Here is a 25,785-nt window from a genome sequence, read left to right as displayed (position 1 = left end):
AAAAACGTGGGTGTTTTTTCGGATACCAAGTGGCGACTATCAGACGAAACTTATAGAAAAAATGACAATTACCGTTCAGGAAGTCTCTGCTAGGGTTTCACTGTGCACACTGGTGACCGGGCATGGAATTTTTACCGTTTGTCGTGTTCCAAGCTCGGCACAGGTCCATTGCCAATGTCCTCTGCATCACAGAATGCAAAAGTAGGAGCTTCCTTCATGTTCACTTCTCGTCGTCTGCTTGTTGTCGCTACTGCCGTAGCCCTGTTGTCCGGCTGCGCTTCACCTAATCCTTATGACGGCAGCCAGGGACAGGCGAATAATGGTTCAGAGGGCGGCATCAGCAAAACCGCCAAGTACGGTGGCCTGGGTGCCCTGGCCGGTGCATTGGCCGGTGCCGCCATCGACCACAACAACCGCGGCAAAGGTGCGCTGATCGGCGCTGCCGTCGCCGGTATCGGTGGTGCGGGCTACGGCTACTACGCCGACCAGCAGGAAAAGAAACTGCGCGCCAGCATGGCTAACACCGGGGTTGAGGTGCAGCGCCAGGGCGATCAGATCAAGCTGATCATGCCGGGTAACATCACCTTCGCCACCAACTCGGACGCGATCTCCAGCAGCTTCTACACGCCGCTGAACAACCTGGCGAACTCCCTCAAGCAGTTCAACCAGAACACCATCCAGATCGTGGGCTACACCGACAGCACCGGTACCCGCCAGCTCAACATGGACCTGTCCCAGCGTCGTGCACAAAGCGTGGCTAACTACCTGACGTCCCAAGGTGTCAGCCCGACCAACCTGACCGCTCGCGGTGCCGGCCCGGATAACCCGATTGCCAGCAACGCCGACGTCAATGGCCGTGCCCAGAACCGTCGCGTAGAGGTCAACCTGGGCCCGATTCCTGGCCAGCAATACGGCCAGCCAGCCGCCCAGCAACAACAAGCGCCGCAACAGAACAACCAGTTCCAGGGCAACCCGTACCAGCAGTACCAGTAACCCGTAGCCAATAAAAAGGGCGCCGTGCAGTCAATGCACGGCGCCCTTTTTTGTGGCTGCTGATTACATCAGTCGATGTATTCGAACAGCTTCACAATCTTCTGTACGCCCGATACGCCCTGTACCAGGTTGGCAGCGCGTGTGGCTTCTGCCTGGGTCAGCAGGCCCATCATGTAGACGATGCCGTTATCGGTGACGATCTTGATCCGTGAGCCCGGGATCGCGTTGTCGGTCAGCATCTGCGTCTTGATCTTGGTGGTCAGCAGGGCATCGTTGCTGATTGCCAGCAGCGTGATCGGGTCCATCACCTGCAATTCGTTGTGGACCTTCTTGACCCGTTGAACGGTGGCGGCGGCTTGTTCAGCCTGGGCCTTCAGGTCGGCGCGCGGGGTTTGCCCGGTAAGCAGTACCACACCGTTGAAGCTGACGACCACGATGCGCGAAGCACCGTTGCCCAAGTCCGGAGCGGCCTTGGAAACGTTGACGGAAACCTTGGTTTCAATCAGCGAATCATCGATTTTGCTGCCGAAAGTACGGGTGCCTTTATCGTCCTGGATGGGCGTGTCACGGCTGGCTTCGATTACCGAGCTGCAGCCGCTGATGCCTAGGCACAGCGTGATTGCCAATAGGCTAAGGCGTTTAACGGTCATTCTTCACTCCCGAACAGTTGGCTGTCGATCAGATCGCACAGGCAGTGGATCGCCAGCAGGTGGACTTCCTGAATACGTGCGGTGACATTGGCCGGGACGCGAATTTCCACGTCTTCGGGCAGCAGCAGCGAGGCCATGCCGCCGCCGTCGCGTCCGGTCAATGCTACGACAATCATTTCACGATCATGTGCGGCCTGGATCGCTTGAATAATGTTCGCCGAGTTACCGCTGGTGGAGATCGCCAGCAGTACGTCGCCCGGCTGGCCAAGGGCGCGAATCTGTTTGGAGAAGATTTCGTTGTAGCTGTAGTCGTTGGCGATCGAGGTGATCGTCGAGGTGTCGGTGGTCAGGGCGATGGCCGGCAGGCTCGGGCGCTCACGCTCGAAGCGGTTGAGCAGCTCGGAGGAAAAATGCTGCGCATCACCGGCCGAACCGCCGTTGCCGCACGAAAGCATTTTGCCTTCGTTGAGCAAGGCGTTGACCATGACCTGACTGGCTTGCTCGATGTGCGGTGCAAGTACTTCCATCGCCTGTTGCTTGGTATCGATGCTGGCCTGGAAAAGCTGGCGAATTCGGGATTGCATGTCCATCTGTGTGACCTTAAGTAGCGCGGCTGTTTGGCACAGGAATGTGCAGCCCGCAAAGCAAAGAGCAAAAGTGTGCGGTGTAGATGTCCGGCGAATCAGCTGTCAAAGGCATCTTGCAGCCAGTTCAGATCGGCTGTGCCCCGGGGGGTGCTTTCTATGGCAACCACATCGAAACGGCAGGGGTGATCGGCCCAGCGATGCTCCTTGAGCAGGAAAAACTGCGCGGCGAGTATCAGCTTCTGGCGCTTGCGCCTGTCGATACTGGCGAGCGCGCCACCCCATTGTGCGTGTTTTCTGTAGCGGACTTCGACAAATACTACTGTATCGCCGTCAAGCATGACCAGATCAAGCTCGCCGCGCTTGCACAACCAGTTCTGCGCCAGGAGGCACAGACCCTGTTGTTGCAAGTATTGGAGAGCTTGAAGTTCGGCGTCCTTGCCGCTTTGTGCGCTTGACCGCTCGGGCATCAGCGCGGGGTATCAGGCAGGCGCTGGATCTCGCCGCTGACGAACTTCGCCCACGGCATCTGGCGGTCAACGCGTTGGTTGGCACTGATGCCCAGGCTACCGGAGAGGCCGTCAACGCGGGTATCCGGCAGTGCCTTGAGTTGCCCCAGGCGCGGCGCCAGGCGGTAGGCATCAACACCCATCGCGTACAGGCGGCCGAGGCTACCGTTGGCTTGTGGCCATTGGGCGGCGACCTGGTTGCGCAGCGGGTCGGTGGTGTTCAGGAGCCAAGGGGTTTCGCAGAACATGACGTTGGTCATGTCCAGGTACTGGTTCTTGTCGCCACTGGCGCTGAACACGTGGGACGTCGCATACACCGGCACATCACCGGCGTACTGGAAGTTCAGGGTCGGCTTGATCTGCTGGGCCAATTGCGGGGTCACGGCCAGGAAGATGAACTCGATGTCCTGGCGGCGCGAAGGCTGTGCGGAAACATCCGAACCTACCGTGCTTTGCAAGCTCTTGGCGCGGCCTTCGCTTTTGCGCAACTGGAACAGGTCGGCAATCTGCTGGGCCAGGGCTACCGGCTGGTCAACGTACTCGACACCCACCACGGTGCCGCCATTGGCTTCCCAATCCTGACGGAAGGCTTTGTAGACACGCTCGCCCCATTCGCCTTTCGGCACCATGGCTGCGGCGCGGTGCAGGCCGTCGGCGCGGGCGCGACGGGACACTTCGCGAGCTTCGTCTTCAGCAGCCAGGCCGAACTGGAACAGTTGCGCCGGGTTCTGGTCGGCTTCGCTGTAGTTCAGGGCCAGGGTGGTAATAGGCAGTTGCGGGCGTGCGCTGAGTTGCTTGACCAGCGGTTTCTCCAGCGGGCCGACCACCAGTTGCACGCCAGCGGCCTGGGCCTTGGCGTAGAAGTCGTCGATGGAGGTCAGGCGCGAGCTGTCGTAGAACTCGATCACCGGCGGCTTCTGCCCGGCTTGTTCAGCCTGGTAGTGCGCGGCCATGAAGCCTTCACGCAGCGCTTTGGCGACGCCGGCCAGCGGGCCTTCCTGCGGCAGCAGCAGGGCGATCTTGTTCAGAGGCTGGCTGGCCAGTTGCTTGAGCTTGGTCAGCGGCTGCGGCAGTTGCGAGGCGGCGGGGTGGCCCGGGTTCTGTGCGCGCCAAGTGTCGATGGCGGCCTGTTGTTGCTCCAGGGTGCCGGCGCTCTTGACTGCCTGGGCCAGGCTGATCCAGCCGTCCAGCGTCGGGTTGCCGCTGGCTTGCAGCTGTTCGGCAGGCAGGGCGGCAATCAATACCCAGATCGCTTCATGGTTGCTGTTGTAAGCGTCACCACTGAGCAGCGGGGCCATGGCGACACGCTCACGAGCGGCGGCCAGGGTCTGGCCGTCCGCCTCATAAGCACGGGCATGCACGGTGCCGGTACGGATCTGCTGTTCAGGCGGCAGCTCCTTCAGGCTTTGCAGGCTCGGGTGGTTCAAGGCGGTTAATGCTGCCTTGGGCTGGTTGCGCGCCATCGCCAGTTCAGCCGACAGGGTGCTGGCGAACACCTGCGCCGCCGGCTTCAGTACATCCAGTGGCACTTGCGCAAGGATCTGCGCCGAGCGGGCCGGGTTGTTTTGGTGGAACGCCAGGTCCGCCGCACTCAAGCGCAACAGCGCGGCTTTTTCCGGAGTCTTGGCCGAAGTCGCCTGTTCGAGCAGTTGCTCGATGCTGGCATCCGGGGTCCGGGGGAGGTCGCCAAGGCTGGACGAGGGCGAGCTGGCGCAAGCCGCCAACAGGGCAGCGAGGCAGAGGGCAGAGAACAGCCGCAGGCAAGCGATCATGTAAGTGTTCCTGATACCGATCAAATTAGCGTGGAATTGTACCCAAGCACTGGCCGGGGCGCGATGTTACTGGCGTGAAACCGTCTATTTAGGTCGTGTAAATGTTGCAAGAGCCTGCAGATGGCTGAAATGGAGCCTGCCCGGAGGGCATATTTTCCAGGCGTCTACGCGCTACAATATGGCTTTTGCCAATCATCGAGGTGTGCGCTTTGACTGCTCCAGGTCCTTTGAATTCCACTGCAGGCTCGCTTTTTGTCGTGGCGACGCCCATTGGCAACCTGGACGACATCAGTGCGCGGGCGCTGAAAGTGTTGCGCGACGTAAAATTGATCGCCGCCGAAGACACGCGGCACTCCCAGCGGTTGATGCAGCATTTTGGCATTCCGACTCCCCTGGCAGCGTGCCACGAACATAACGAGCGCGAAGAAGGCAGTCGTTTCATCACCCGTTTGTTGGCGGGCGATGATGTGGCGTTGATCTCGGATGCGGGTACGCCGCTGATTTCCGACCCCGGCTACCATTTGGTTCGCCAGGCGCGGGCCGCAGGTATCAATGTAGTGCCTGTTCCGGGAGCGTGCGCGCTGATTGCTGCATTGTCGGCTGCCGGCTTGCCCTCGGACCGCTTTATCTTTGAGGGCTTCCTGCCGGCCAAGGCTGTCGGGCGCCGGGCGCGCCTGGAGCTGGTGAAGGAAGAACCACGCACGCTGATCTTTTACGAAGCCCCGCACCGCATCCTTGAGTGCCTGCAAGACATGGAGCTGGTGTTCGGCGGCGACCGCCTGGCGCTGCTGGCGCGCGAAATCACCAAGACCTTCGAAACCCTCAAGGGCCTGCCGTTGCAAGAGTTGCGTGCGTTTGTCGAAGGTGACAGCAATCAGCAGCGCGGCGAGTGCGTGGTGCTGGTAGCCGGCTGGTCGGCGCCGGAAAGTGAAGATGCTGTAGGCACTGAAGCAATGCGTATTCTTGATCTGCTGCTCAAGGAAATGCCCTTGAAGCGCGCCGCTGCCCTGGCGGCGGAAATTACCGGCCTGCGCAAGAACGTGCTGTACCAAGTGGCGCTGGATAAACAAAAAGGCGAATAGTTCCAGGTTCTAACCTGCACTCCGTCTGAACATGATGGCATTAGTGTCTTTTAATACTTGTTCTAACGCCGCCGTGCCGTTAACCTGCGCGGCGGAGAGTCGATTGGACAGTCGCTGCCTTCTATGAAAATTAGAGGGGGGAGGAAAGTCCGGGCTCCATAGGGCGAAGTGCCAGGTAATGCCTGGGAGGCGTGAGCCTACGGAAAGTGCCACAGAAAATAACCGCCTAAGTACTTCGGTACCGGTAAGGGTGAAAAGGTGCGGTAAGAGCGCACCGCACGACTGGCAACAGTTCGTGGCTAGGTAAACCCCACTTGGAGCAAGACCAAATAGGGTCCCAAGGCGTGGCCCGCGCTGGGACCGGGTAGGTTGCTAAAGATGTCCAGTGATGGCCATCGTAGACGAATGACTGTTCAAGACAGAACCCGGCTTACAGATCGACTCTCCACCTTTTTTCCTTCTGTCCGAATCTCGGACAGGATCAGGTAGTAACGCGAGAATCCCTCCCTGCTGAATCATTGGCAGATGCGTCTTCGTAATACCGAAAAAATCTTACTCTTAATAAATTACTTTAACTTTAAGCCCTAGCTCTTTGAGCTATTTGGCGTTGTTGAGTCAAAATCGCCGTCGAACTCTCGTTTCTCCTCCCTTTACTCTCCTAAATCTCCGTTCTGTAAGGCTTTTCCTTGAATCCGCGCCTTGACGGTGTGGTGGGCGCATTCCTATAGTGTGCGCAAGTGGCGGAAAGTGGCACAAAGTGGGTTTTTTGAACGTAAAACGCTAAAATTTGGAGAAACGCATCTGTGTTTCGCGGAGCTAACGCTATCAGTCTCGATGCAAAAGGCCGTCTCGCCATGCCGAGCCGGTATCGTGACGAGCTCATTTCGCGAAGTTCCGGACAGTTAATCATCACCATTGATGCCGTTGACCCTTGCTTATGTGTTTACCCACTCGACGAGTGGGAACTGATTGAAACCAAGTTGCGTGCACTGCCTTCTCTGCGTGAAGAGAACCGCCGCCTGCAACGTTTGCTGATTGGTAATGCCGTCGACCTCGAACTCGATGGCAGTGGTCGTTTCCTGGTTCCGCCGCGTCTGCGCGAATACGCCAAGCTCGACAAGCGCGCAATGCTGGTAGGCCAACTGAACAAGTTCCAATTGTGGGACGAAGATGCCTGGGATGCTGTTTCTGCAGCTGACCTGGCTGCTATTCAACAACCGGGCGCCATGCCTGATGAACTGCGTGATTTGATCCTGTGACTATTGATAGCGGCTTTAACCACATCACCGTACTGCTTGACGAAGCCGTTGAGGCTCTCGCCGTACGCGCGGATGGCTGCTATCTGGATGGCACCTTCGGCAGGGGTGGGCACAGTCGGCTGATACTCAGCCAGCTGGGTTCGGACGGTAAGCTCCTCGGGTTCGACAAAGACCCTCAAGCGATTGCCACCGGGCAAGCGCTAGCGGCCGAAGACGGCCGCTTTGTCGTTGTGCAGCGCAGCTTTGCCGAGCTCGGCGCAGAAGTCGCCGAACGTGGCATGGCAGGCAAGGTGGCCGGGGTTCTGCTGGACCTGGGTGTGTCTTCGCCGCAGCTGGACGACCCTGAGCGCGGCTTCAGTTTCATGAACGACGGCCCGCTGGACATGCGCATGGACCCCAGCCGTGGCGTCAGTGCCGCGCAGTTCATCGCCACCGCGCCCCACGAAGAAATCACCCGTGTGTTCAAGGAATACGGCGAAGAGCGCTTCGCTGGCCGCATGGCACGTGCCGTGGTCGAACGCCGGGAAATCCAGCCGTTCGAACGCACCGCCGACCTGGCTGAAGTGCTGAAAGTCGCCAACCCCGCGTGGGAAAAGGGCAAAAACCCGGCGACCCGTGCATTCCAGGGCCTGCGCATTCACGTCAACAACGAATTGGGCGATCTGGAAGCCGGCCTCGAAGCCGCTTTGGAAGCGCTGGAAGTGGGCGGTCGCCTGGTGGTGATCAGCTTCCACTCCCTGGAAGACCGCATCGTCAAATTGTTCATGCGTCGTCTGGTCAAGGGCGAATCCGACAACCTGCCGCGCAACCTGCCGGTACGTTACGAAGCCTTTGTGCCGAAAATCAAAATCCATGGCAAAGCGCAGTTCGCTTCCGAAGCCGAACTCAAGGCCAACCCACGTGCCCGTAGCGCTGTGATGCGTGTTGCGGAGAAGTTGCGGTGAGCAAGCTTTTCGCCAAGCCCCTCCCGGGCGGCAGCTTCTTTATGTTGCTGTTGTTTATTGGCGTGCTGGTGTCCGCGATTGCGGTGTCCTACAGCGCCCACTACAACCGTCAACTGCTCAACACCCTGTACGGGGAATTGAGCGTGCGCGACAAGGCGCAGGCAGAGTGGGGCCGGTTGATCCTCGAGCAAAGCACCTGGACTGCCCACAGCCGCATCGAAGTGCTGGCTACTGAACAGCTGAAGATGCACATCCCGGGCGCTGCAGAAGTTCGCATGGTGGCGCCATGATGAAACTTGAGGGCGCACTCTACCCATGGCGTTTCCGTGTCGTGCTGGGGTTGCTGGCACTGATGGTGGGCGCGATTGCCTGGCGGATTATCGACCTGCAAGTGGTGGACCGTGATTTCCTGATCGGCGAGGGCAATGCCCGCAGCCTGCGTCACATACCTATTCCTGCGCACCGCGGTCTGATCACTGACCGTAACGGCGAGCCTCTGGCCGTCAGTACGCCGGTGACCACCCTGTGGGCCAACGCCAAAGAAATGCAGACCGCCAAGGACAAATGGCCGGAGCTGGCTGCCGCCCTGGGCCAGGACCCAAAAGCCCTGAGCGAGCGCCTCGAAGCCCAGGCCAATAAAGAATTTATCTACCTGGTTCGCGGGCTTACCCCGGAACAAGGCCAGCAAGTGCTCGACCTTAAAGTCCCCGGTGTCTACGGCATCGAGGAATTTCGGCGTTTCTACCCGGCCGGCGAAACCACTGCCCATATGGTGGGTTTCACCGACATTGATGATCACGGTCGTGAAGGCGTGGAACTCGCCTACGACGAATGGCTGGCCGGGGTTCCCGGCAAACGACAGGTCATCAAGGATCGGCGCGGCAGACTGATCAAAGATGTCCAGGTCACCAAAAACGCCAAGGCCGGTAAGCCCTTGGCGTTGTCGATTGACCTGCGCCTGCAATATCTGGCCAACCGTGAGCTGCGTAACGCCATCATCGAGAACGGCGCGAAAGCCGGCAGCCTGGTGATTATGGACGTGAAGACCGGCGAGATTCTCGCCATGGTCAACCAGCCGACCTACAACCCTAACAACCGTCGCAACCTGCAACCGGCGATGATGCGCAACCGCGCCATGATCGATGTGTTCGAGCCGGGTTCGACCATGAAAGCCATCTCCATGAGTGCCGCCCTCGAAACCGGGCGCTGGAAACCAGCCGACAAGGTCGAGGTTTACCCGGGCACCCTGCAGTTGGGCAAATACACCATTCGTGACGTATCGCGCACCGAAGGTCCGGTGCTGGATTTGACAGGTATCCTGATCAACTCCAGTAACGTGGGCATGAGTAAAGTCGCCTTCGATATCGGCGGCGAAGCGATCTACCACCTCGCGCAAAAAGTCGGCCTGGGGCAACCCACCGGCCTCGACTTCCCGGGCGAGCGTGTGGGCAACCTACCGAACTACCGCGACTGGAAAAAGGCCGAGACTGCAACACTGTCCTACGGCTATGGCCTGTCGGTGACCGCCATCCAGCTGGCCCACGCCTTCTCGGTACTGGCCAACAACGGCCGCATGGTACCGCTGAGCCTGATCCACCTGGACGAGGCTCCGCCTGCGACCCAGGTGATCCCGGAAAACGTCGCCAAGACCATGCAAGGCATGCTGCAACAAGTGATCGAAGCACCGCGCGGCGTATTCCGTGCCCAGGTGCCGGCGTATCACGTGGCGGGCAAGTCCGGTACCGCGCGTAAAACCGCCGTGGGCACCAAGGGCTACGCCGAAAACTCCTACCGCTCGCTGTTCGCAGGCTTCGGCCCGATGAGCGATCCGCGTTACGCCATCGTCGTGGTTATCGATGAGCCGAGCAAAGCCGGCTACTTCGGTGGCCTGGTATCGGCGCCGGTGTTCAGCAAGGTGATGTCCGGGACGTTGCGCCTGATGAACATCACGCCGGACAACCTGCCCGCTACCCAACAAGCGAACGCCGGACCGCCGGCCGCTGCTGTAAAAGCCAATGGAGGGCGCGGCTGATGTCTCTTAGCCTGAATAAGATTTTTGCCCACGCTGGCCGCGATTTGCTGATTCGCGAGTTGACCCTGGACAGCCGTAACGTGCGTGCCGGTGACCTGTTCCTGGCAGTGCCGGGTGGCAAGTTCGACGGGCGTGACCATATCGCCGACGCGCTGAAGCGCGGCGCCGCGGCAGTGGCTTATGAAGTGGAAGGTGCCACCGTGCTGCCGATCACCGACGTGCCATTGATTCCGGTCAAGGGCCTGGCGGCGCAGCTGTCGGACATCGCCGGGCGCTTTTATGGCGACCCGAGCCGCAACCTGAACCTGGTGGGCGTGACCGGCACCAACGGCAAGACCAGCGTGACCCAATTGGTCGCGCAGGCGCTTGACCTGCTGGGCCAGCATTGCGGCATCGTCGGCACCCTGGGCACCGGTTTCTACGGCGCACTGCAAAGCGGCCTGCACACCACGCCTAACCCGATTGCCGTGCAGGCGACCCTGGCCGACCTGAAAAAGGCCGGTGCCAAGGCGGTTGCCATGGAAGTCTCCTCACACGGTCTGGACCAGGGCCGCGTGACTGCCCTGGCGTTCGACGTGGCGGTGATGACCAACCTGTCCCGCGATCACCTGGATTACCACGGCACCATGGAGGCGTACGCCGCCACCAAGGCCCGGCTGTTTGCCTGGAATGACCTGAAGTGCCGCGTGGTCAACCTGGACGATGAATTCGGTCGCCAGTTGGCCGCCGCCAAAGGTGATGGCCGCCTGATCAGCTATAGCCTGGAAGATTCCAGCGCCTATCTGTATTGCCGTGAAGCCACGTTTGATGACGAAGGCGTGCGCGCCACCTTGGTAACGCCGCAGGGCGAGCACCATTTGCGCAGCACCTTGCTCGGGCGTTTCAACCTGAGCAACGTATTGGCTGCCGTGGGCGCCTTGCTCGGCCTGGATTACGCCCTCGACGAAATCCTGCGCGTGCTGCCGAAGCTCGAAGGCCCTGCCGGCCGCATGCAGCGTCTCGGCGGCGGCACCCAGCCGCTGGTGGTGGTCGACTACGCCCACACGCCAGACGCCCTGGAAAAAATCCTGCAGGCCCTGCGTCCCCACGCCAAGGGCAAGTTGCTGTGCCTGTTCGGCTGTGGCGGTGACCGCGATCGCGGCAAGCGTCCGTTGATGGCTGAAATCGTCGAGCGCCTGGCCGATGGTGTGCTCGTCACCGACGACAACCCGCGCAGCGAAGACCCAAGCCAGATTTTCGACGACATCCGTGTCGGCTTTAAAGACGTGTCCAAGGTCACTTTCGTTGCCGGTCGCGGTACAGCCATCGCCCAATTGATCGCCAGCGCCAGCGCTGACGACGTGGTGGTGCTGGCCGGTAAAGGCCACGAGGACTACCAGGAAATCAACGGCGAACGCCACGCCTTCTCCGATCTGGTCGAGGCCGATCACGCCCTGACCGCGTGGGAGGTGGCCCATGCTTAAGGCGCTCAAGTTCAGCGAACTTGCTCAAGCTTTGTCAGCCCGCGTTTTGTCGGCCGATTGCAGCTTTGACGGTGTGAGCATCGACAGCCGGACGATCAAGCCTGGGCAACTGTTTGTTGCCTTGGCCGGCCCGAGTTTTGATGGCCATAACTACCTGAATGACGTGGCCGCCAAAGGCGCTGCAGGTGCTTTGGTGCAGCGCGAAGTCGCTGACTCGACGCTGCCGCAGTTGCTGGTAGCCGACACCCGCCTGGCCCTCGGCCAACTGGGTGCGCTGAACCGTGCTGCCTTCATCAAGCCCGTTGCGGCGATCACTGGTTCCAGCGGTAAAACCACCGTTAAAGAATTGCTGGCCGGCATTCTGCGCACGCGCGGCCCGGTGCTGGCGACTCGCGGTAACCTGAACAATGACTTCGGCGCTCCGCTGACCCTGCTCGAACTGGCCCCGGAACACACCGCGGCCGTGATCGAGTTGGGGGCTTCGCGCATCGGCGAAATCGCTTACACCGTGGCGATGACCAAGCCTCACGTCGCGGTGATCAACAACGCCGGTACCGCCCACGTTGGCGAGTTTGGCGGCCCTGAAAAGATCGTCCAAGCCAAGGGTGAAATCCTCGAAGGCCTCGACGCATCCGGCACTGCGGTGCTGAACCTCGACGACAAAGCTTTTGAAACCTGGCGTGTACGTGCCGCCGGTCGCAAGGTTTTGAGCTTCGCGGTGCACAACGCCGCGGCCGATTTCCATGCCTCGAATATTACGGTCGACGCTCGTGGCTGCCCGGCCTTCACCCTGCACACCCCGCAAGGTGATGAGCACGTACAGCTAAACCTGCTGGGCAATCACAACGTCGCCAACGCCCTGGCCGCCGCCGCTGCCGCCCATGTGTTGGGCGTGTCGTTGTTTGGCATCGCCACCGGCCTTGGCGCGGTGCAACCGGTCAAGGGCCGCACCGTCGCGCAACTGGCCAGCAACGGCATGCGCGTGATTGATGACACCTACAACGCCAACCAATCGTCGATCTGTGCCGCCATCGACCTGCTGACCCGTTTCGACGGTCGCACGGTGCTGGTGCTGGGGGATATCGCCGAATTGGGCGAGTGGGCCGAACAGTCTCACCGTGAAGTCGGCGTGTATGCCGCTGGCAAGGTTGATGCTCTATACGCCGTTGGCCCGAACATGCTTCACGCCGTGGACACCTTCGGGCCGGGCGCCAGGCATTTCACCAGCCAGGCCGAACTGATCCAGGCGCTGAGCGCGGCTGAACAAGACAAACACACCACTATTTTGATCAAGGGATCGCGCAGCGCGGTGATGGAAAACGTCGTCGCGGCCTTGTGTGGCTCAAGTACGGAGAAACATTAATGCTGCTGCTGCTGGCTGAGTATATGCAACAGTTCCACAAAGGCTTCGCGGTCTTTCAGTACCTGACCCTGCGCGGGATTCTGGGTGTGCTGACCGCGCTGTCGTTGTCGCTGTTCCTCGGGCCATGGATGATCCGTACCCTGCAAAACCTGCAGATCGGCCAGTCCGTGCGCAACGACGGCCCGCAGTCGCACCTGTCCAAGTCCGGCACTCCGACCATGGGCGGTGCGCTGATCCTGTCGTCCATCGGCATCAGTACGCTGCTGTGGGCTGACCTGCATAACCGCTATGTCTGGACCGTGCTGCTGGTAACCCTGCTGTTCGGTGCCATCGGCTGGGTGGATGACTACCGCAAGGTGATCGAGAAGAACTCCAAGGGGCTGCCAAGCCGCTGGAAGTATTTCTGGCAGTCGGTGTTCGGCCTGGCGGCGGCAATCTTCCTTTATACGACTGCGCCAAGCGCGGTCGAGACCACCCTGATCATCCCGATGCTCAAGGACGCCAGCATCCCGCTGGGTGTTGGCTTCGTGGTACTCACCTACTTCGTGATCGTCGGCTCCAGCAACGCGGTCAACCTGACCGACGGCCTCGACGGCCTGGCGATCATGCCGACGGTGATGGTGGGCGGCGCGCTCGGCATCTTCTGCTACTTGTCGGGTAACGTGAAATTCGCTGAATACCTGTTGATCCCGTATGTACCGGGCGCAGGCGAACTGATTGTGTTCTGCGGCGCGTTGATCGGTGCCGGCCTGGGCTTCCTGTGGTTCAACACCTACCCGGCACAAGTCTTCATGGGCGACGTCGGCGCACTGGCGCTGGGCGCGGCCCTTGGCACCATTGCGGTGATCGTCCGTCAGGAAATCGTCCTGTTCATCATGGGTGGTGTGTTCGTGATGGAAACCCTGTCGGTGGTGATCCAGGTTGCCTCCTTCAAATTGACCGGGCGCCGCGTGTTTCGCATGGCGCCGATTCACCACCACTTTGAACTCAAGGGCTGGCCGGAGCCGCGAGTGATTGTCCGTTTCTGGATTATCACCGTGATTCTGGTGCTGGTCGGCCTTGCCACCCTGAAACTGAGGTAGAAACGAGTGTCCCTGATCGCTTCAGACCACTTCCGCATCGTTGTCGGCCTCGGCAAGAGCGGCATGTCCCTGGTTCGCTTCCTGGCGAACCGGGGCACGTCGTTTGCTGTGGCCGATACGCGGGAAAATCCACCGGAGCTGGTCACGCTGCGCCGTGACTACCCGCATGTGGAAGTGCGTTGTGGCGAGCTGGATGTCGAGTTTCTGTGCCGTGCCGACGAGCTCTACGTGAGCCCCGGCCTGGCGCTGGCGACCCCGGCCCTGCAAGCGGCTGCGGCCCGTGGCGTGAAATTGTCCGGCGACATCGAGCTGTTCGCGCGTAACGCGAAGGCGCCGATCGTGGCCATCAGCGGTTCCAACGCAAAAAGCACCGTGACCACCCTGGTGGGCGAAATGGCAACTGCGGCCGGCAAGCGCGTGGCAGTGGGCGGCAACCTCGGTACTCCGGCGCTGGACCTGCTCAGCGACGACGTCGAGCTGTACGTGATGGAGCTGTCGAGCTTCCAGCTGGAAACCACCGACCAGCTCAACGCTGAAGTGGCCACCGTGCTGAACGTCAGCGAAGACCACATGGACCGCTACAGCGGCCTGCCGGCGTATCACCTGGCCAAGCACCGGATCTTCCGTGGCGCGCGGCAAGTGGTGGTGAACCGTCAGGATGCCCTGAGCCGTCCACTGATCGGCGAAGGTTTGCCGTGCTGGACCTTTGGCCTGAACAAGCCTGACTTCAAGGCCTTCGGTCTTCGGGAAGAGAACGGCGAGAAATACCTGGCCTTCGAATTCCAGAACCTGATGCCGGTGCGCGAGCTGAAAATGCGTGGTGCCCACAACCAGGCCAATGCCCTGGCGGCGCTGGCCCTCGGGCACGCGGTTGGCTTGCCGTTCGACGCCATGCTGTCGGCCCTGCGCACCTTCGCCGGGCTTGAGCATCGCTGCCAGTGGGTTCGCGAGCTGGATGGCGTCGGCTACTACAACGATTCCAAGGCCACCAACGTCGGTGCGGCACTCGCTGCCATCGAAGGTTTGGGTGCTGATATTCAAGGCAAGGTCGTGCTGATCGCCGGTGGCGACGGCAAGGGCGCCGACTTCAAGGACCTTAAAGGGCCGGTCGCGGCCAACTGCCGCGCCGTGGTGTTGATGGGCCGTGATTCCGGCTTGATCGCCGATGCCCTGGGCGACGCCGTACCGCAGGTGCGCGCGCAATCTCTGGACGACGCCATCGCCCAATCCAAAGCCCTGGCCCAGCCGGGTGATGTGGTGCTGCTGTCGCCTGCCTGCGCCAGTTTCGACATGTTCAAGAACTACGAAGAGCGCGGCAAGCTGTTCGCCCGCGCCGTGGAGGCCTTGGCATGAGTATCAATTTTCGGAACATCATCAAGCCGTACCCGTCGCCGATCATTACCGGGCGCGGTATCGACCTGGATTTCCCGATGCTCGCCGGTTGCCTCGCGCTGTTGGGCCTGGGCCTGGTGATGATCACCTCGGCGTCCTCGGAAGTGGCCGCCGTGCAGTCGGGCAACACCCTTTACATGATGATCCGCCACCTGGTGTACCTGGTGATTGGCCTGGGTGCGTGCATCGTCACCATGATGATCCCGATCGCCACCTGGCAGCGCCTGGGCTGGCTGATGCTGGTGGGTGCTTTCGGCCTGCTGATCATGGTGATCCTGCCCGGCATCGGCCGTGAGGTGAACGGTTCGATGCGCTGGATCGGCTTCGGCGCGTTCAACGTGCAGCCGTCGGAAATCGCCAAAGTGTTCGTGGTGATCTACCTCGCCGGTTACCTGGTGCGGCGCCAGAAAGAAGTGCGTGAAAGCTGGATGGGCTTCTTCAAGCCGTTCATCGTGTTGCTGCCCATGGCCGGCCTGTTGCTGATGGAGCCGGACTTCGGTGCCACTGTCGTAATGATGGGGGCCGCCGCGGCGATGCTGTTCCTCGGTGGCGTGGGCCTGTTCCGCTTCACCTTGATGGTGGTGTTGGCGGTGGCAGCGGTGACGATTCTGGTGCAGGCGCAACCCTACCGGATGGCCCGCCTGATTACCTTTACCGACCCGTGGTCCGATCAGTTCGGTTCCGGTTACCAGTTGACCCAGGCGCTGATCGCCTTCGGTCGCGGCGAATGGCTGGGTGTGGGCCTGGGCAACAGTGTGCAGAAGCAGTTCTACCTGCCGGAAGCCCACACCGACTTCGTGTTCTCGGTACTCGCCGAAGAACTGGGCGTGGTCGGTTCGCTGTGCACCGTCGCGCTGTTCGTATTCGTCTGCGTGCGGGCGATGTACATCGGCTTGTGGGCCGAGAAAGCCAAACAGTTCTTTGCGGCCTACGTCGCGTACGGCCTGGCGTTCCTGTGGATCGGCCAGTTCCTGATCAACATCGGGGTGAACGTCGGTCTGCTGCCGACCAAGGGCCTGACCTTGCCGTTCCTCAGTTACGGCGGCAGTTCGTTGGTGATTTGCTGCGTCTGTCTCGGGTTATTGCTGCGCATCGAGTGGGAGAGTCGAACCCACCTGGGCAGCGAAGAGATGGAGTTCAGCGAAAGCGACTTCGCCGAGGAGCCGAACCATGGGCGCTAACGTGCTGATCATGGCGGGCGGCACCGGTGGCCATGTGTTCCCGGCGCTGGCCTGCGCCCGCGAGTTCCAGAACCGCGGCTACACCGTGCATTGGCTCGGCACGCCCCGTGGCATCGAAAATGATTTGGTACCGAATGCCGGCTTGCCGCTGCATTTGATCAACGTCACCGGCTTGCGTGGCAAGGGCAAATTGTCCCTGCTCAAGGCGCCGTTCGTGTTGCTCAAGGCGGTGTGGCAAGCGCGCAAGGTGATCCGCGAAGTGAAGCCGGTCTGCGTGCTCGGCTTTGGTGGTTACGTAACCGGCCCTGGTGGTGTCGCGGCAAAACTTGCCGGCGTGCCGGTGATCGTCCACGAGCAGAACGCCGTGGCCGGCACCGCAAACCGCCTGTTGGTGCCATTGGCTGCCCGGGTGTGCGAGGCCTTCCCGAAGACCTTCGGTGCAGCGGACAAGCTGCGCACCACTGGCAACCCGGTGCGTACCGAACTGTTCATGGACATCGCACGCCAGCCGTTGGCCGGTCGCAAGGCGCACCTGTTGATCCTGGGCGGAAGCCTGGGTGCCGAACCGTTGAACAAATTGCTGCCTGAAGCGGTGGCGCAACTCCCCGAGGAACTGCGCCCCGAGATCTTCCATCAGGCCGGCAAGAACCACGATGAAGTGACCGCCACGCGCTACCGCGATGCCGGTGTAGAGGCGAATGTGCAGCCCTTCATCAAAGACATGGCCCAAGCCTATGGCTGGGCCGACCTGGTGGTCTGTCGCGCAGGTGCGTTGACCGTCAGTGAACTGGCCGCCGCCGGTCTGCCGTCCTTGCTGGTGCCTTTGCCCCACGCGATCGACGATCACCAGACCCGCAACGCCGAATATTTGGCCGGGGAGGGCGCTGCCTTCCTGCTGCCGCAAAGAACGACTGGCGCCGCCGATTTGGCCGCACGCCTGACCGAGGTTTTGATGCAACCGGAACGACTGAACAGCATGGCGAGCACCGCAAGCCGCCTGGCCAAACCTGATGCAACCCGCACCGTGGTCGATATCTGCCTGGAGGTGGCCCATGGTTGAGAATCAGAAAGCCATGCCACAACCGGAAATGCGCCGCATCCGTCGCATCCACTTCGTGGGTATCGGCGGCGTGGGCATGTGCGGCATCGCCGAAGTGTTGCTGAACCTGGGTTACCAGGTGTCTGGCTCCGACCTGAAAATGTCGCCGGTCACCGAGCGCCTGGAATCGTTTGGCGCAAAAATCTTTATCGGCCACCGTGCCGAGAACGCTGCCGAAGCCGACGTGCTGGTGGTCTCCAGTGCCGTGAACACTTCCAACCCGGAAGTGGCCACCGCCCTTGAACGCCGCATTCCTGTCGTGCCGCGTGCCGAAATGCTGGCCGAACTGATGCGCTACCGCCACGGCATCGCCGTCGCCGGTACCCACGGCAAGACCACCACCACCAGCCTGATCGCCTCGGTGTTCGCGGCCGGTGGCCTGGACCCTACGTTTGTGATCGGTGGCCGCCTGAATGCAGCCGGCACCAATGCACAGCTCGGTACCAGCCGTTACCTGATCGCCGAAGCCGATGAAAGCGACGCCAGCTTCCTGCACCTGCAACCGCTGGTGGCTGTGGTGACCAACATCGACGCCGACCACATGGCGACCTACGACGGTGACTTCAACAAACTGAAGAAAACCTTCGTCGAATTCCTGCACAACCTGCCGTTCTACGGTTTGGCCGTGGTATGCCTGGACGACCCGGTGGTGCGCGAAATCCTGCCGCTGGTCAAGCGTCCGACCGTGACCTACGGCTTCAGCGAAGACTGCGACGTGCGCGCAATCAATGTGCGCCAGCAGGGCATGCAGACCTTTTTCACGGTGCTGCGCCCTGACCGCGAGCCGCTGGATGTCTCGGTGAACATGCCGGGCAACCACAACGTACTCAACTCCCTGGCGACCATCTGCATCGCCTCCGACGAAGGCGTCAGCGATGAAGCCATCGTGGAAGGCCTGTCGGGTTTTGCCGGTGTGGGCCGTCGCTTCCAGGTCTACGGCGAACTGCCGGTAGACGGCGGCAATGTGATGCTGGTGGACGACTACGGTCACCACCCGACCGAAGTCGCTGCGGTGATCAAGGCCGTACGCGGTGGCTGGCCGGAGCGCCGCCTGGTGATGGTGTACCAGCCGCACCGCTACAGCCGTACCCGCGACCTGTACGACGACTTCGTCAATGTACTGGCTGACGCCAACGTGTTGCTGCTGATGGAAGTCTATCCGGCCGGTGAAGAGCCGATCCCGGGTGCCGACAGCCGCAAGCTGTGCAACAGCATCCGTCAACGCGGCCAGTTGGACCCGATCTACATCGAGCGTGGTGTGGACCTTGCGCCCATCGTCAAGCCGCTGCTGCGTGCCGGCGACATCCTGCTGTGCCAGGGTGCTGGTGACATCGGCGGCCTCGCCCCTAAATTGCTGGCAAGCCCGCTCTTCGCCGCTGCTCAGGGGAAGTCGAAATGACCACTGACTACGGCTCGTTGTTCTCCACGATCCAACCTGCCGACTTCGGCCGGGTTGCGGTGCTGTTCGGTGGCAAGAGCGCTGAGCGTGAAGTGTCGCTGAAGTCCGGCAATGCCGTACTGGAAGCGCTGCAGAGCGCAGGCGTGAATGCGTTCGGCATCGACGTGGGCGATGACTTCCTGTCGCGTCTGCAGGCCGAGAAGATCGACCGCGCCTTCATCATTCTTCACGGCCGTGGCGGTGAAGACGGCAGCATGCAGGGCCTGCTGGAGTGCCTGGGCATTCCGTACACCGGCAGCGGCATCCTGGCGTCGGCGCTGGCCATGGACAAGTTGCGCACCAAACAGGTGTGGCACAGCCTGGGTATTCCGACCCCGCGTCACAGCGTGCTGTGCAGCGAAGACGATTGTATTTCTGCAGCCAAGGAACTGGGCCTGCCTTTGATCGTCAAACCAGCCCATGAAGGCTCCAGTATCGGCATGGCTAAAGTGAACTCAGCCGCCGAATTGATTGACGCATGGAAAGCGGCCAGTACCTACGATTCGCAAGTGTTGGTGGAACAGTGGATTCAAGGTCCCGAGTTCACCATCGCTACTCTGCGTGGCCAGGTATTACCGCCTATCGCATTGGGCACGCCCCACACCTTTTACGACTACGACGCCAAGTACGTGGCTTCCGATACCCAGTACCGGATCCCGTGCGGCCTCGATGCAACCAAGGAACAGGAACTGATGGACCTCACGGCGAAAGCCTGTGAGGCGCTGGGTATTGCCGGTTGGGCACGGGCAGACGTGATGCAGGATGACCAAGGGAATTTCTGGTTCCTTGAAGTCAACACCGCACCCGGGATGACCGACCACAGCCTGGTACCTATGGCCGCTCGTGCAGCCGGTTTGGATTTCCAGCAGTTGGTGCTGGCGATCCTGGCCGCAAGCATTGAGCCTCGAGGCTAAGACCATGAACGGCGCATCGCTTCGTCATCAGCCACCCGCTCCCGGCCGCAAGCCGGTACCGCGTGGTGCCAGCCGGATGGTGGCTAAAGAGCCGATGTCGGCGCGCATGCCGAAAGCCAATTTTGGTTTTCTCAAGGCGCTGTTCTGGCCGGTGATTCTGGTGGTGTTGGGTTTTGGTACGTATGAAGGCGCCCAGCGCCTGTTGCCGTATGCCGACCGGCCGATCGCCAAGATCAGCGTGCAGGGTGACTTGAGCTATATCAGCCCGGAAGCCGTGCAGCAGCGCATCACCCCGTACTTGTCGGCGAGCTTTTTCACCATCGACCTGGCCGGGATGCGTTCCGAGTTGGAACAGATGCCGTGGATTGCCCACGCCGAAGTGCGTCGGGTGTGGCCGGACCAGGTAACGATTCGCCTGGAAGAGCAACTGCCCGTGGCCCGTTGGGGCAACGAAGCGCTGTTGAATAACCAGGGCCAGGCCTTCAACCCGCGTGAGCTGGCCAACTACGAGCATCTGCCGCAGTTGTTCGGGCCGCAACGGGCGCAACAGCAAGTGATGCAGCAGTACCAGGCGTTGAGCCAGATGCTGCGGCCATTGGGTTTCTCGATTGCGCGACTGGAATTGCGTGAGCGAGGCAGCTGGTTTTTGACCACGGGTGCAGGCAGTTCCGGCCCGGGTATCGAGTTGCTGCTGGGACGCGGCAACCTGGTGGAAAAGATGCGCCGTTTTATCGCCATCTATGAAAAGACCTTGAAAGAACAGATTACGAACATTGCGAGCATCGACCTGCGTTACGCCAACGGCCTTGCCGTCGGCTGGCGGGCCCCTGCGGCGCCCACGGCAGCGCAACCTGCTGTCGCGAAGAATTAAGAAGAGGCAGGACCCATGGCAAACGTGCAAAGCGGCAAAATGATCGTCGGTCTGGATATCGGCACCTCCAAGGTGGTGGCGCTGGTAGGCGAGGTCGCGGACGACGGTACGCTGGAAATCGTCGGAATCGGCACGCATCCGTCCCGGGGCCTGAAGAAGGGCGTGGTGGTGAATATTGAGTCCACCGTGCAATCGATCCAGCGCGCCATCGAAGAAGCGCAGCTGATGGCCGGTTGCCGGATTCATTCGGCATTTGTCGGCGTTGCCGGCAACCACATCCGCAGCCTGAATTCCCACGGCATCGTGGCGATTCGCGACCGCGAAGTCAGCGCCGCTGACCTGGAGCGGGTACTCGACGCCGCGCAAGCCGTGGCGATCCCGGCTGACCAACGCGTGCTGCATACCCTGCCGCAGGACTACGTGATCGATAACCAGGAAGGCGTCCGCGAGCCCCTGGGCATGTCGGGCGTACGTCTGGAAGCCAAGGTTCACGTGGTGACCTGCGCGGTCAACGCTGCACAGAACATTGAAAAATGCGTGCGCCGCTGCGGCCTGGAAATCGACGACATCATTCTGGAGCAGTTGGCGTCGGCGTACTCGGTACTGACCGACGACGAAAAAGAACTGGGCGTGTGCCTGGTGGACATCGGCGGCGGCACGACGGACATCGCGATCTTCACCGAGGGTGCGATCCGTCACACCGCCGTGATCCCGATTGCCGGTGACCAGGTGACCAACGACATCGCCATGGCGTTGCGCACACCGACCCAGTACGCCGAAGAAATCAAGATCCGTTACGCCTGCGCCCTGGCCAAGCTGGCCGGTGCCGGCGAAACCATCAAGGTGCCGAGCGTGGGCGACCGCCCACCGCGCGAACTGTCGCGCCAGGCGTTGGCCGAAGTGGTCGAGCCGCGCTACGACGAACTGTTCACCCTGATCCAGGCTGAACTGCGCCGCAGCGGCTACGAAGATTTGATCCCGGCCGGCATCGTGCTGACCGGTGGCACCTCGAAGATGGAAGGCGCGGTCGAGTTGGCCGAGGAAATCTTCCACATGCCTGTGCGTCTGGGCGTGCCCCATGGCGTCAAGGGCCTGGGCGACGTGGTGCGCAACCCGATTTATTCCACCGGTGTGGGCTTGCTGTTGTACGGGCTGCAAAAGCAGACCGACGGCATTTCCTTGTCGGGCCCGAGCAACCGCGACAGCTACAGAAGCGACGACGAAGCGAAAGCGCCGTTGTTCGAGCGGTTGCAGGCTTGGGTCAAGGGCAATTTCTAAAGATTTACCGCAACACCGCTTCAAAGTAGTAGGCGAAAAAACTAGAGAAATGAAAGGAGAGGGAAAATGTTCGAACTCGTAGACAACATCCCCGCAAGCCCGGTCATCAAAGTGATCGGCGTCGGCGGTGGCGGCGGCAACGCTGTCAACCACATGGTCAAAAGCAACATTGAAGGCGTTGAATTCATCTGCGCCAACACTGACGCCCAGGCCCTGAAAAGCATCGGTGCACGCACCATCCTGCAATTGGGCACAGCCGTGACCAAGGGCCTGGGTGCCGGCGCGAATCCGGAAGTCGGCCGTCAAGCCGCCCTGGAAGACCGCGAGCGCATTGCTGAAGTGCTGCAAGGCACCAACATGGTGTTCATCACCACAGGCATGGGCGGTGGTACCGGTACCGGTGCTGCGCCGATCATTGCCGAAGTGGCCAAGGAAATGGGGATCCTGACGGTTGCCGTCGTGACCCGTCCATTCCCGTTCGAAGGTCGCAAGCGCATGCAGATCGCCGATGAAGGCATCCGTCTGCTGTCCGAAAGCGTCGACTCGTTGATCACCATTCCCAACGAGAAGCTGCTGACCATCCTCGGTAAGGACGCCAGCTTGCTGTCGGCTTTCGCCAAGGCTGACGATGTACTGGCCGGTGCCGTTCGCGGTATCTCCGACATCATCAAGCGTCCGGGCATGATCAACGTCGACTTTGCCGACGTACGTACCGTGATGAGCGAAATGGGCATGGCGATGATGGGCACTGGCTGCGCCAGCGGTCCGAACCGTGCACGTGAAGCCACTGAAGCGGCCATCCGCAACCCGCTGCTGGAAGACGTGAACCTGCAAGGCGCACGCGGCATCCTGGTGAACATCACCGCCGGTCCTGACCTGTCCCTGGGTGAGTACTCCGACGTGGGTAGCATCATCGAAGCCTTCGCTTCCGAGCACGCCATGGTCAAGGTCGGTACTGTTATCGATCCAGACATGCGCGACGAACTGCACGTGACCGTTGTTGCTACCGGCCTGGGTGCAAAAATCGAGAAGCCTGTAAAGGTGATCGACAACACCGTCCATACCAGCCACGCCAGCCAGCAAGCTGCCGCTCCAGCGCCTTCGCGCCAGGAACTGCCGTCTGTTAACTATCGTGACCTGGATCGTCCGACCGTGATGCGCAACCAGGCTCAGGCCGGTGCTGCTGCGTCCCGTAGCCCGAATCCGCAAGATGACCTGGACTACCTGGACATCCCGGCTTTCCTGCGTCGTCAGGCCGATTAATGGAATGTATCAGGGCTATGAAGGTGATTGGTGTTCAGCAAAGGTCTGGTCTGCTATTATCGCCAGCCTTTGTTGATACCAGTTCGCAATTTGCGCTGAAGCGGTCCAAGCCATGATTAAGCAACGCACCCTGAAGAATATTATCCGTGCCACAGGTGTAGGTCTGCACTCCGGGGAGAAGGTATACCTGACCCTCAAGCCCGCACCTGTCGACACCGGCATCGTGTTTGTTCGTGCCGACCTGGACCCTGTGGTGCAGATTCCTGCTCGCGCGGAAAATGTTGGCGAAACCACAATGTCGACCACGTTGGTCAACGGTGACGTCAAAGTGGACACGGTGGAGCACTTGCTCTCGGCCATGGCCGGTCTGGGCATCGATAACGCCTACGTCGAGCTCTCCGCGTCCGAAGTCCCAATCATGGATGGCAGCGCCGGACCCTTCGTATTCTTGATTCAATCTGCCGGCCTGGAAGAACAGGACGCAGCCAAGAAGTTCATTCGCATTCTGCGGGAAGTGACAGTAGAAGACGGCGACAAGCGCGCCACCTTCGTCCCGTTCGAAGGCTTTAAAGTGAGCTTTGAGATCGATTTCGATCACCCGGTATTCCGTGACCGCACCCAAAGTGCAAGCGTGGATTTTTCCAGTACTTCGTTCGTAAAAGAAGTCAGCCGCGCCCGTACCTTTGGTTTCATGAGTGACATCGAGTACCTGCGCAAGCACAACCTCGCACTCGGCGGCAGCGTTGAAAACGCCATTGTGGTCGACGCGGATGGTGTACTGAACGAAGACGGCCTTCGCTATGAAGACGAATTCGTGAAGCACAAGATCCTCGATGCAATCGGTGACCTCTACCTGCTGGGCAATAGCCTGATAGGCGAGTTCAAAGGCTTCAAGTCGGGCCACGCCCTGAACAACCAACTGCTGCGCAAGCTGATTGCACAGACAGATGCCTGGGAAGTCGTGACCTTCGAAGATGCCAGCACCGCACCGATCTCTTACATGCGTCCCGTCGCGGCGGTGTAAGTAACAACTCTCTTTCCTTTTGTTTTTAAAGGCTGCCTTTGGGTGGCCTTTTTTTATGGCTGATTGTTCCCTACGCTCTGCGTGGGAACGCCGCCTGTGACGCTCCGCGTCACGCCTTTAAAGCGGACGCATCAACAATGCGATTACGCCCGGTGTGCTTGGCTTCGTACAGGGCCTGGTCGGCGCTGAGCAGCAAATCTTCCAGCGTGGTGCGACTGTTCTTGGTCCAGGTACTCAGGCCTATGCTGACGGTAATCGGCACCGCATCCCCGCCCACCCTTGGCAGATGCTCAACGCTGCTGCGGATATGTTCAGCAATCAACAACGCACCCTGGCTGTCGGTATGCGGCAGCACCACCGCAAACTCCTCACCGCCATAGCGGGCGGCGAGGTCGGCGGGGCGGCGGATGTTGCCCTCGACCACCTGCGCCACGGTGCGCAACGCCTCGTCGCCGCCTTGATGGCCATGCCGGTCGTTGAAGGCCTTGAAGTGGTCCACATCGATCATCAGCACCGTCAACGGCTCGCCTGAACGCTGCGCGCGGTCCCATTCCAGGCGCAGGCGCTGGTCGAGGGTGCGGCGGTTGGCCAGGCCGGTGAGCGCGTCGGTGGCTGCCAGTTCTGACAGCACCTGCTCGGCGCGGTGGCGCCTGCGCAGTTCCATGCAGAGCATCCATGTCAACCACAGCAGGCCGATGCATAAAATCCCGGTGGCACCGCTGATCGCCAGCGCCGCGCGCTTCCAGGGCGCGAATATTTCCTCTGTCGACAAGCCTACGACGACGACCAGCGGTAAATCCCCCACAGTCGAGAAGGTGTAGAGGCGTTTTTCCTCATCCACACTGGAGGTGCCACGAAAGCTGCCGTCACGGTCGTGCAGGATGCGCGCGACGTTTGGGCGCTGGCTGAGGTCCTTGTCGATCATGTCCCGTTCCAGCAACGGCTGTTGGGCCAGCAGAATGCCCTGCTGGTTAATCAGGTTGATGGTGCTGTCGTTGCCGATATTCAGGCTTCGGAACAGTTGCTGGAAATACGACAGGCGCATGGAGGCCACGGCAACCCCGAGGAATCGCCCGTCAGGCCCGGAAACCCGGCGGCTGAACGCAATGCGCCATTGGTCGTCACACACGCAGCGCGCCATGAACGGCCGGCTGATAAACAGGCCCAGGTCGGGGTTTTGCCGATGGGCCTGAAAATAGTCGCGGTCGGCGAAGTTGGCAGCGATAGGGGTCAGCAGCGAGGAGTCGGCAATCACCTCGCCGTTCTTGTCCAGCAGCAGGATATCGCCCTTGTACGGCGCGGCTTCCGAGCGGTCGAACAGCACCAGATGGCGGATGCTGGCCGATACACCGGCCAAATCAGTGCGTTCGGTGGCCGCAATCAGGCCTTTGATCGACAAGTCGTACAGCTCGACATTGCGCAGCACGTCCGCGTCGATCAGTTGGGTGATGTTACTGGCCGTGCGCTGCGCCGCCTGCAACGTGTTGGCGTGTTCGCGAATCAGCAACACGGCCACCACCGACATGATCAGCAACACCGTGACGCAACTGCCGAGTATCAGCAGCAGCTCCGGACGGTGGGTAGGGCGGGGC

General features: G+C 60.9%; 23 protein-coding genes and 1 other RNA gene. 19 read left to right on the top strand and 5 right to left on the bottom strand.

Going from position 1 to position 25,785, the window contains the following annotated elements:
• The first annotated feature begins 216 nt into the window (after positions 1 to 216).
• Positions 217 to 993 carry an OmpA family protein gene (locus tag CEC48_RS11340; protein ID WP_088423810.1) on the top strand — a complete coding sequence of 259 codons (777 nt, stop codon included), beginning with the start codon at positions 217 to 219 and terminating at the stop codon, positions 991 to 993.
• Between the two features lie 68 nt (positions 994 to 1,061).
• On the opposite strand, the gene CEC48_RS11335 is transcribed toward CEC48_RS11340, so the two are convergent.
• The 4 genes from CEC48_RS11335 to CEC48_RS11320 form a co-directional block, all read right to left on the bottom strand.
• Positions 1,062 to 1,643, bottom strand: a complete 582-nt coding sequence (locus tag CEC48_RS11335; RefSeq protein WP_088423809.1) for a BON domain-containing protein — start codon at positions 1,641 to 1,643, stop codon at positions 1,062 to 1,064.
• Complete coding sequence (locus tag CEC48_RS11330; RefSeq protein WP_046819003.1) at positions 1,640 to 2,233, bottom strand: phosphoheptose isomerase; 594 nt, start codon at positions 2,231 to 2,233, stop codon at positions 1,640 to 1,642. Before CEC48_RS11330 ends, CEC48_RS11335 begins: the two co-directional genes overlap by 4 nt.
• Before the next feature lie 92 nt (positions 2,234 to 2,325).
• On the bottom strand, positions 2,326 to 2,697 hold the full coding sequence (locus CEC48_RS11325) for a YraN family protein (RefSeq protein ID WP_088423808.1): 372 nt from the start codon (positions 2,695 to 2,697) through the stop codon (positions 2,326 to 2,328).
• Positions 2,697 to 4,508 (bottom strand): penicillin-binding protein activator, encoded by a 1,812-nt coding sequence (locus CEC48_RS11320; RefSeq protein ID WP_088423807.1) that lies wholly within the window; start codon positions 4,506 to 4,508, stop codon positions 2,697 to 2,699. The genes CEC48_RS11325 and CEC48_RS11320 overlap by 1 nt, the downstream gene beginning before the upstream one ends.
• Positions 4,509 to 4,717: 209 nt before the next feature.
• On the opposite strand from CEC48_RS11320, the gene rsmI reads away from it, so the two are divergent.
• The 18 genes from rsmI (at position 4,718) to lpxC (ending at position 24,193) form a co-directional block, all read left to right on the top strand.
• Positions 4,718 to 5,590, top strand: coding sequence for a 16S rRNA (cytidine(1402)-2'-O)-methyltransferase (rsmI, locus tag CEC48_RS11315; protein WP_088423883.1), 873 nt, complete (start codon positions 4,718 to 4,720; stop codon positions 5,588 to 5,590).
• A gap of 95 nt (positions 5,591 to 5,685) precedes the next feature.
• Positions 5,686 to 6,039, top strand: an RNA gene (gene rnpB, locus CEC48_RS11310) — RNase P RNA component class A.
• Between the two features lie 354 nt (positions 6,040 to 6,393).
• The gene (mraZ, locus tag CEC48_RS11305) at positions 6,394 to 6,849 is read left to right on the top strand and encodes a division/cell wall cluster transcriptional repressor MraZ (RefSeq protein WP_003171868.1); all 456 of its coding nucleotides are present in this window, start codon (positions 6,394 to 6,396) and stop codon (positions 6,847 to 6,849) included.
• Entirely contained in the window at positions 6,846 to 7,793 is a 948-nt protein-coding gene (rsmH, locus tag CEC48_RS11300) for a 16S rRNA (cytosine(1402)-N(4))-methyltransferase RsmH (RefSeq protein WP_371917760.1), read from the top strand. The genes mraZ and rsmH overlap by 4 nt, the downstream gene beginning before the upstream one ends.
• Complete coding sequence (gene ftsL, locus CEC48_RS11295) at positions 7,790 to 8,083, top strand: cell division protein FtsL (protein ID WP_016974244.1); 294 nt, start codon at positions 7,790 to 7,792, stop codon at positions 8,081 to 8,083. Before rsmH ends, ftsL begins: the two co-directional genes overlap by 4 nt.
• Positions 8,083 to 9,825 (top strand): penicillin-binding protein 2, encoded by a 1,743-nt coding sequence (locus CEC48_RS11290; RefSeq protein WP_176438705.1) that lies wholly within the window; start codon positions 8,083 to 8,085, stop codon positions 9,823 to 9,825. Before ftsL ends, CEC48_RS11290 begins: the two co-directional genes overlap by 1 nt.
• Positions 9,825 to 11,288 (top strand): UDP-N-acetylmuramoyl-L-alanyl-D-glutamate--2,6-diaminopimelate ligase, encoded by a 1,464-nt coding sequence (locus CEC48_RS11285; RefSeq protein WP_088423805.1) that lies wholly within the window; start codon positions 9,825 to 9,827, stop codon positions 11,286 to 11,288. Before CEC48_RS11290 ends, CEC48_RS11285 begins: the two co-directional genes overlap by 1 nt.
• Entirely contained in the window at positions 11,281 to 12,651 is a 1,371-nt protein-coding gene (gene murF / locus CEC48_RS11280) for a UDP-N-acetylmuramoyl-tripeptide--D-alanyl-D-alanine ligase (RefSeq protein ID WP_088423804.1), read from the top strand. Before CEC48_RS11285 ends, murF begins: the two co-directional genes overlap by 8 nt.
• Entirely contained in the window at positions 12,651 to 13,733 is a 1,083-nt protein-coding gene (mraY, locus tag CEC48_RS11275) for a phospho-N-acetylmuramoyl-pentapeptide-transferase (protein ID WP_088423803.1), read from the top strand. Before murF ends, mraY begins: the two co-directional genes overlap by 1 nt.
• Positions 13,734 to 13,739: 6 nt before the next feature.
• The gene (gene murD, locus CEC48_RS11270; protein ID WP_088423802.1) at positions 13,740 to 15,086 is read left to right on the top strand and encodes a UDP-N-acetylmuramoyl-L-alanine--D-glutamate ligase; all 1,347 of its coding nucleotides are present in this window, start codon (positions 13,740 to 13,742) and stop codon (positions 15,084 to 15,086) included.
• Positions 15,083 to 16,306, top strand: coding sequence for a putative lipid II flippase FtsW (gene ftsW / locus CEC48_RS11265; RefSeq protein ID WP_088423801.1), 1,224 nt, complete (start codon positions 15,083 to 15,085; stop codon positions 16,304 to 16,306). Before murD ends, ftsW begins: the two co-directional genes overlap by 4 nt.
• Positions 16,296 to 17,366: an undecaprenyldiphospho-muramoylpentapeptide beta-N-acetylglucosaminyltransferase gene (murG, locus tag CEC48_RS11260; RefSeq protein WP_088423800.1), complete on the top strand. Its 1,071-nt coding sequence runs from the start codon at positions 16,296 to 16,298 to the stop codon at positions 17,364 to 17,366. Before ftsW ends, murG begins: the two co-directional genes overlap by 11 nt.
• Complete coding sequence (murC, locus tag CEC48_RS11255) at positions 17,359 to 18,804, top strand: UDP-N-acetylmuramate--L-alanine ligase (RefSeq protein ID WP_003216219.1); 1,446 nt, start codon at positions 17,359 to 17,361, stop codon at positions 18,802 to 18,804. The genes murG and murC overlap by 8 nt, the downstream gene beginning before the upstream one ends.
• Positions 18,801 to 19,757, top strand: a complete 957-nt coding sequence (locus CEC48_RS11250; protein WP_010170475.1) for a D-alanine--D-alanine ligase — start codon at positions 18,801 to 18,803, stop codon at positions 19,755 to 19,757. Before murC ends, CEC48_RS11250 begins: the two co-directional genes overlap by 4 nt.
• A gap of 4 nt (positions 19,758 to 19,761) precedes the next feature.
• Positions 19,762 to 20,628 carry a cell division protein FtsQ/DivIB gene (locus CEC48_RS11245; protein ID WP_088423799.1) on the top strand — a complete coding sequence of 289 codons (867 nt, stop codon included), beginning with the start codon at positions 19,762 to 19,764 and terminating at the stop codon, positions 20,626 to 20,628.
• 15 nt (positions 20,629 to 20,643) lie between these two features.
• Positions 20,644 to 21,906, top strand: a complete 1,263-nt coding sequence (ftsA, locus tag CEC48_RS11240; protein WP_088423798.1) for a cell division protein FtsA — start codon at positions 20,644 to 20,646, stop codon at positions 21,904 to 21,906.
• Positions 21,907 to 21,972: 66 nt separating this feature from the next.
• Positions 21,973 to 23,169 (top strand): cell division protein FtsZ, encoded by a 1,197-nt coding sequence (gene ftsZ, locus CEC48_RS11235; protein WP_003216225.1) that lies wholly within the window; start codon positions 21,973 to 21,975, stop codon positions 23,167 to 23,169.
• A gap of 112 nt (positions 23,170 to 23,281) precedes the next feature.
• Positions 23,282 to 24,193 (top strand): UDP-3-O-acyl-N-acetylglucosamine deacetylase, encoded by a 912-nt coding sequence (lpxC, locus tag CEC48_RS11230; protein ID WP_003216227.1) that lies wholly within the window; start codon positions 23,282 to 23,284, stop codon positions 24,191 to 24,193.
• Positions 24,194 to 24,302: 109 nt separating this feature from the next.
• Here lpxC and CEC48_RS11225 read toward each other — a convergent pair.
• On the bottom strand, positions 24,303 to 25,785 hold a 1,483-nt coding region (locus CEC48_RS11225; RefSeq protein WP_141099666.1), incomplete at its 5' end, for a diguanylate cyclase.

The organism is Pseudomonas sp. K2I15, assembly GCF_002204795.1.
Classification (GTDB): domain Bacteria; phylum Pseudomonadota; class Gammaproteobacteria; order Pseudomonadales; family Pseudomonadaceae; genus Aquipseudomonas.
This window is presented reverse-complemented; position numbering and strand designations above follow the sequence as displayed.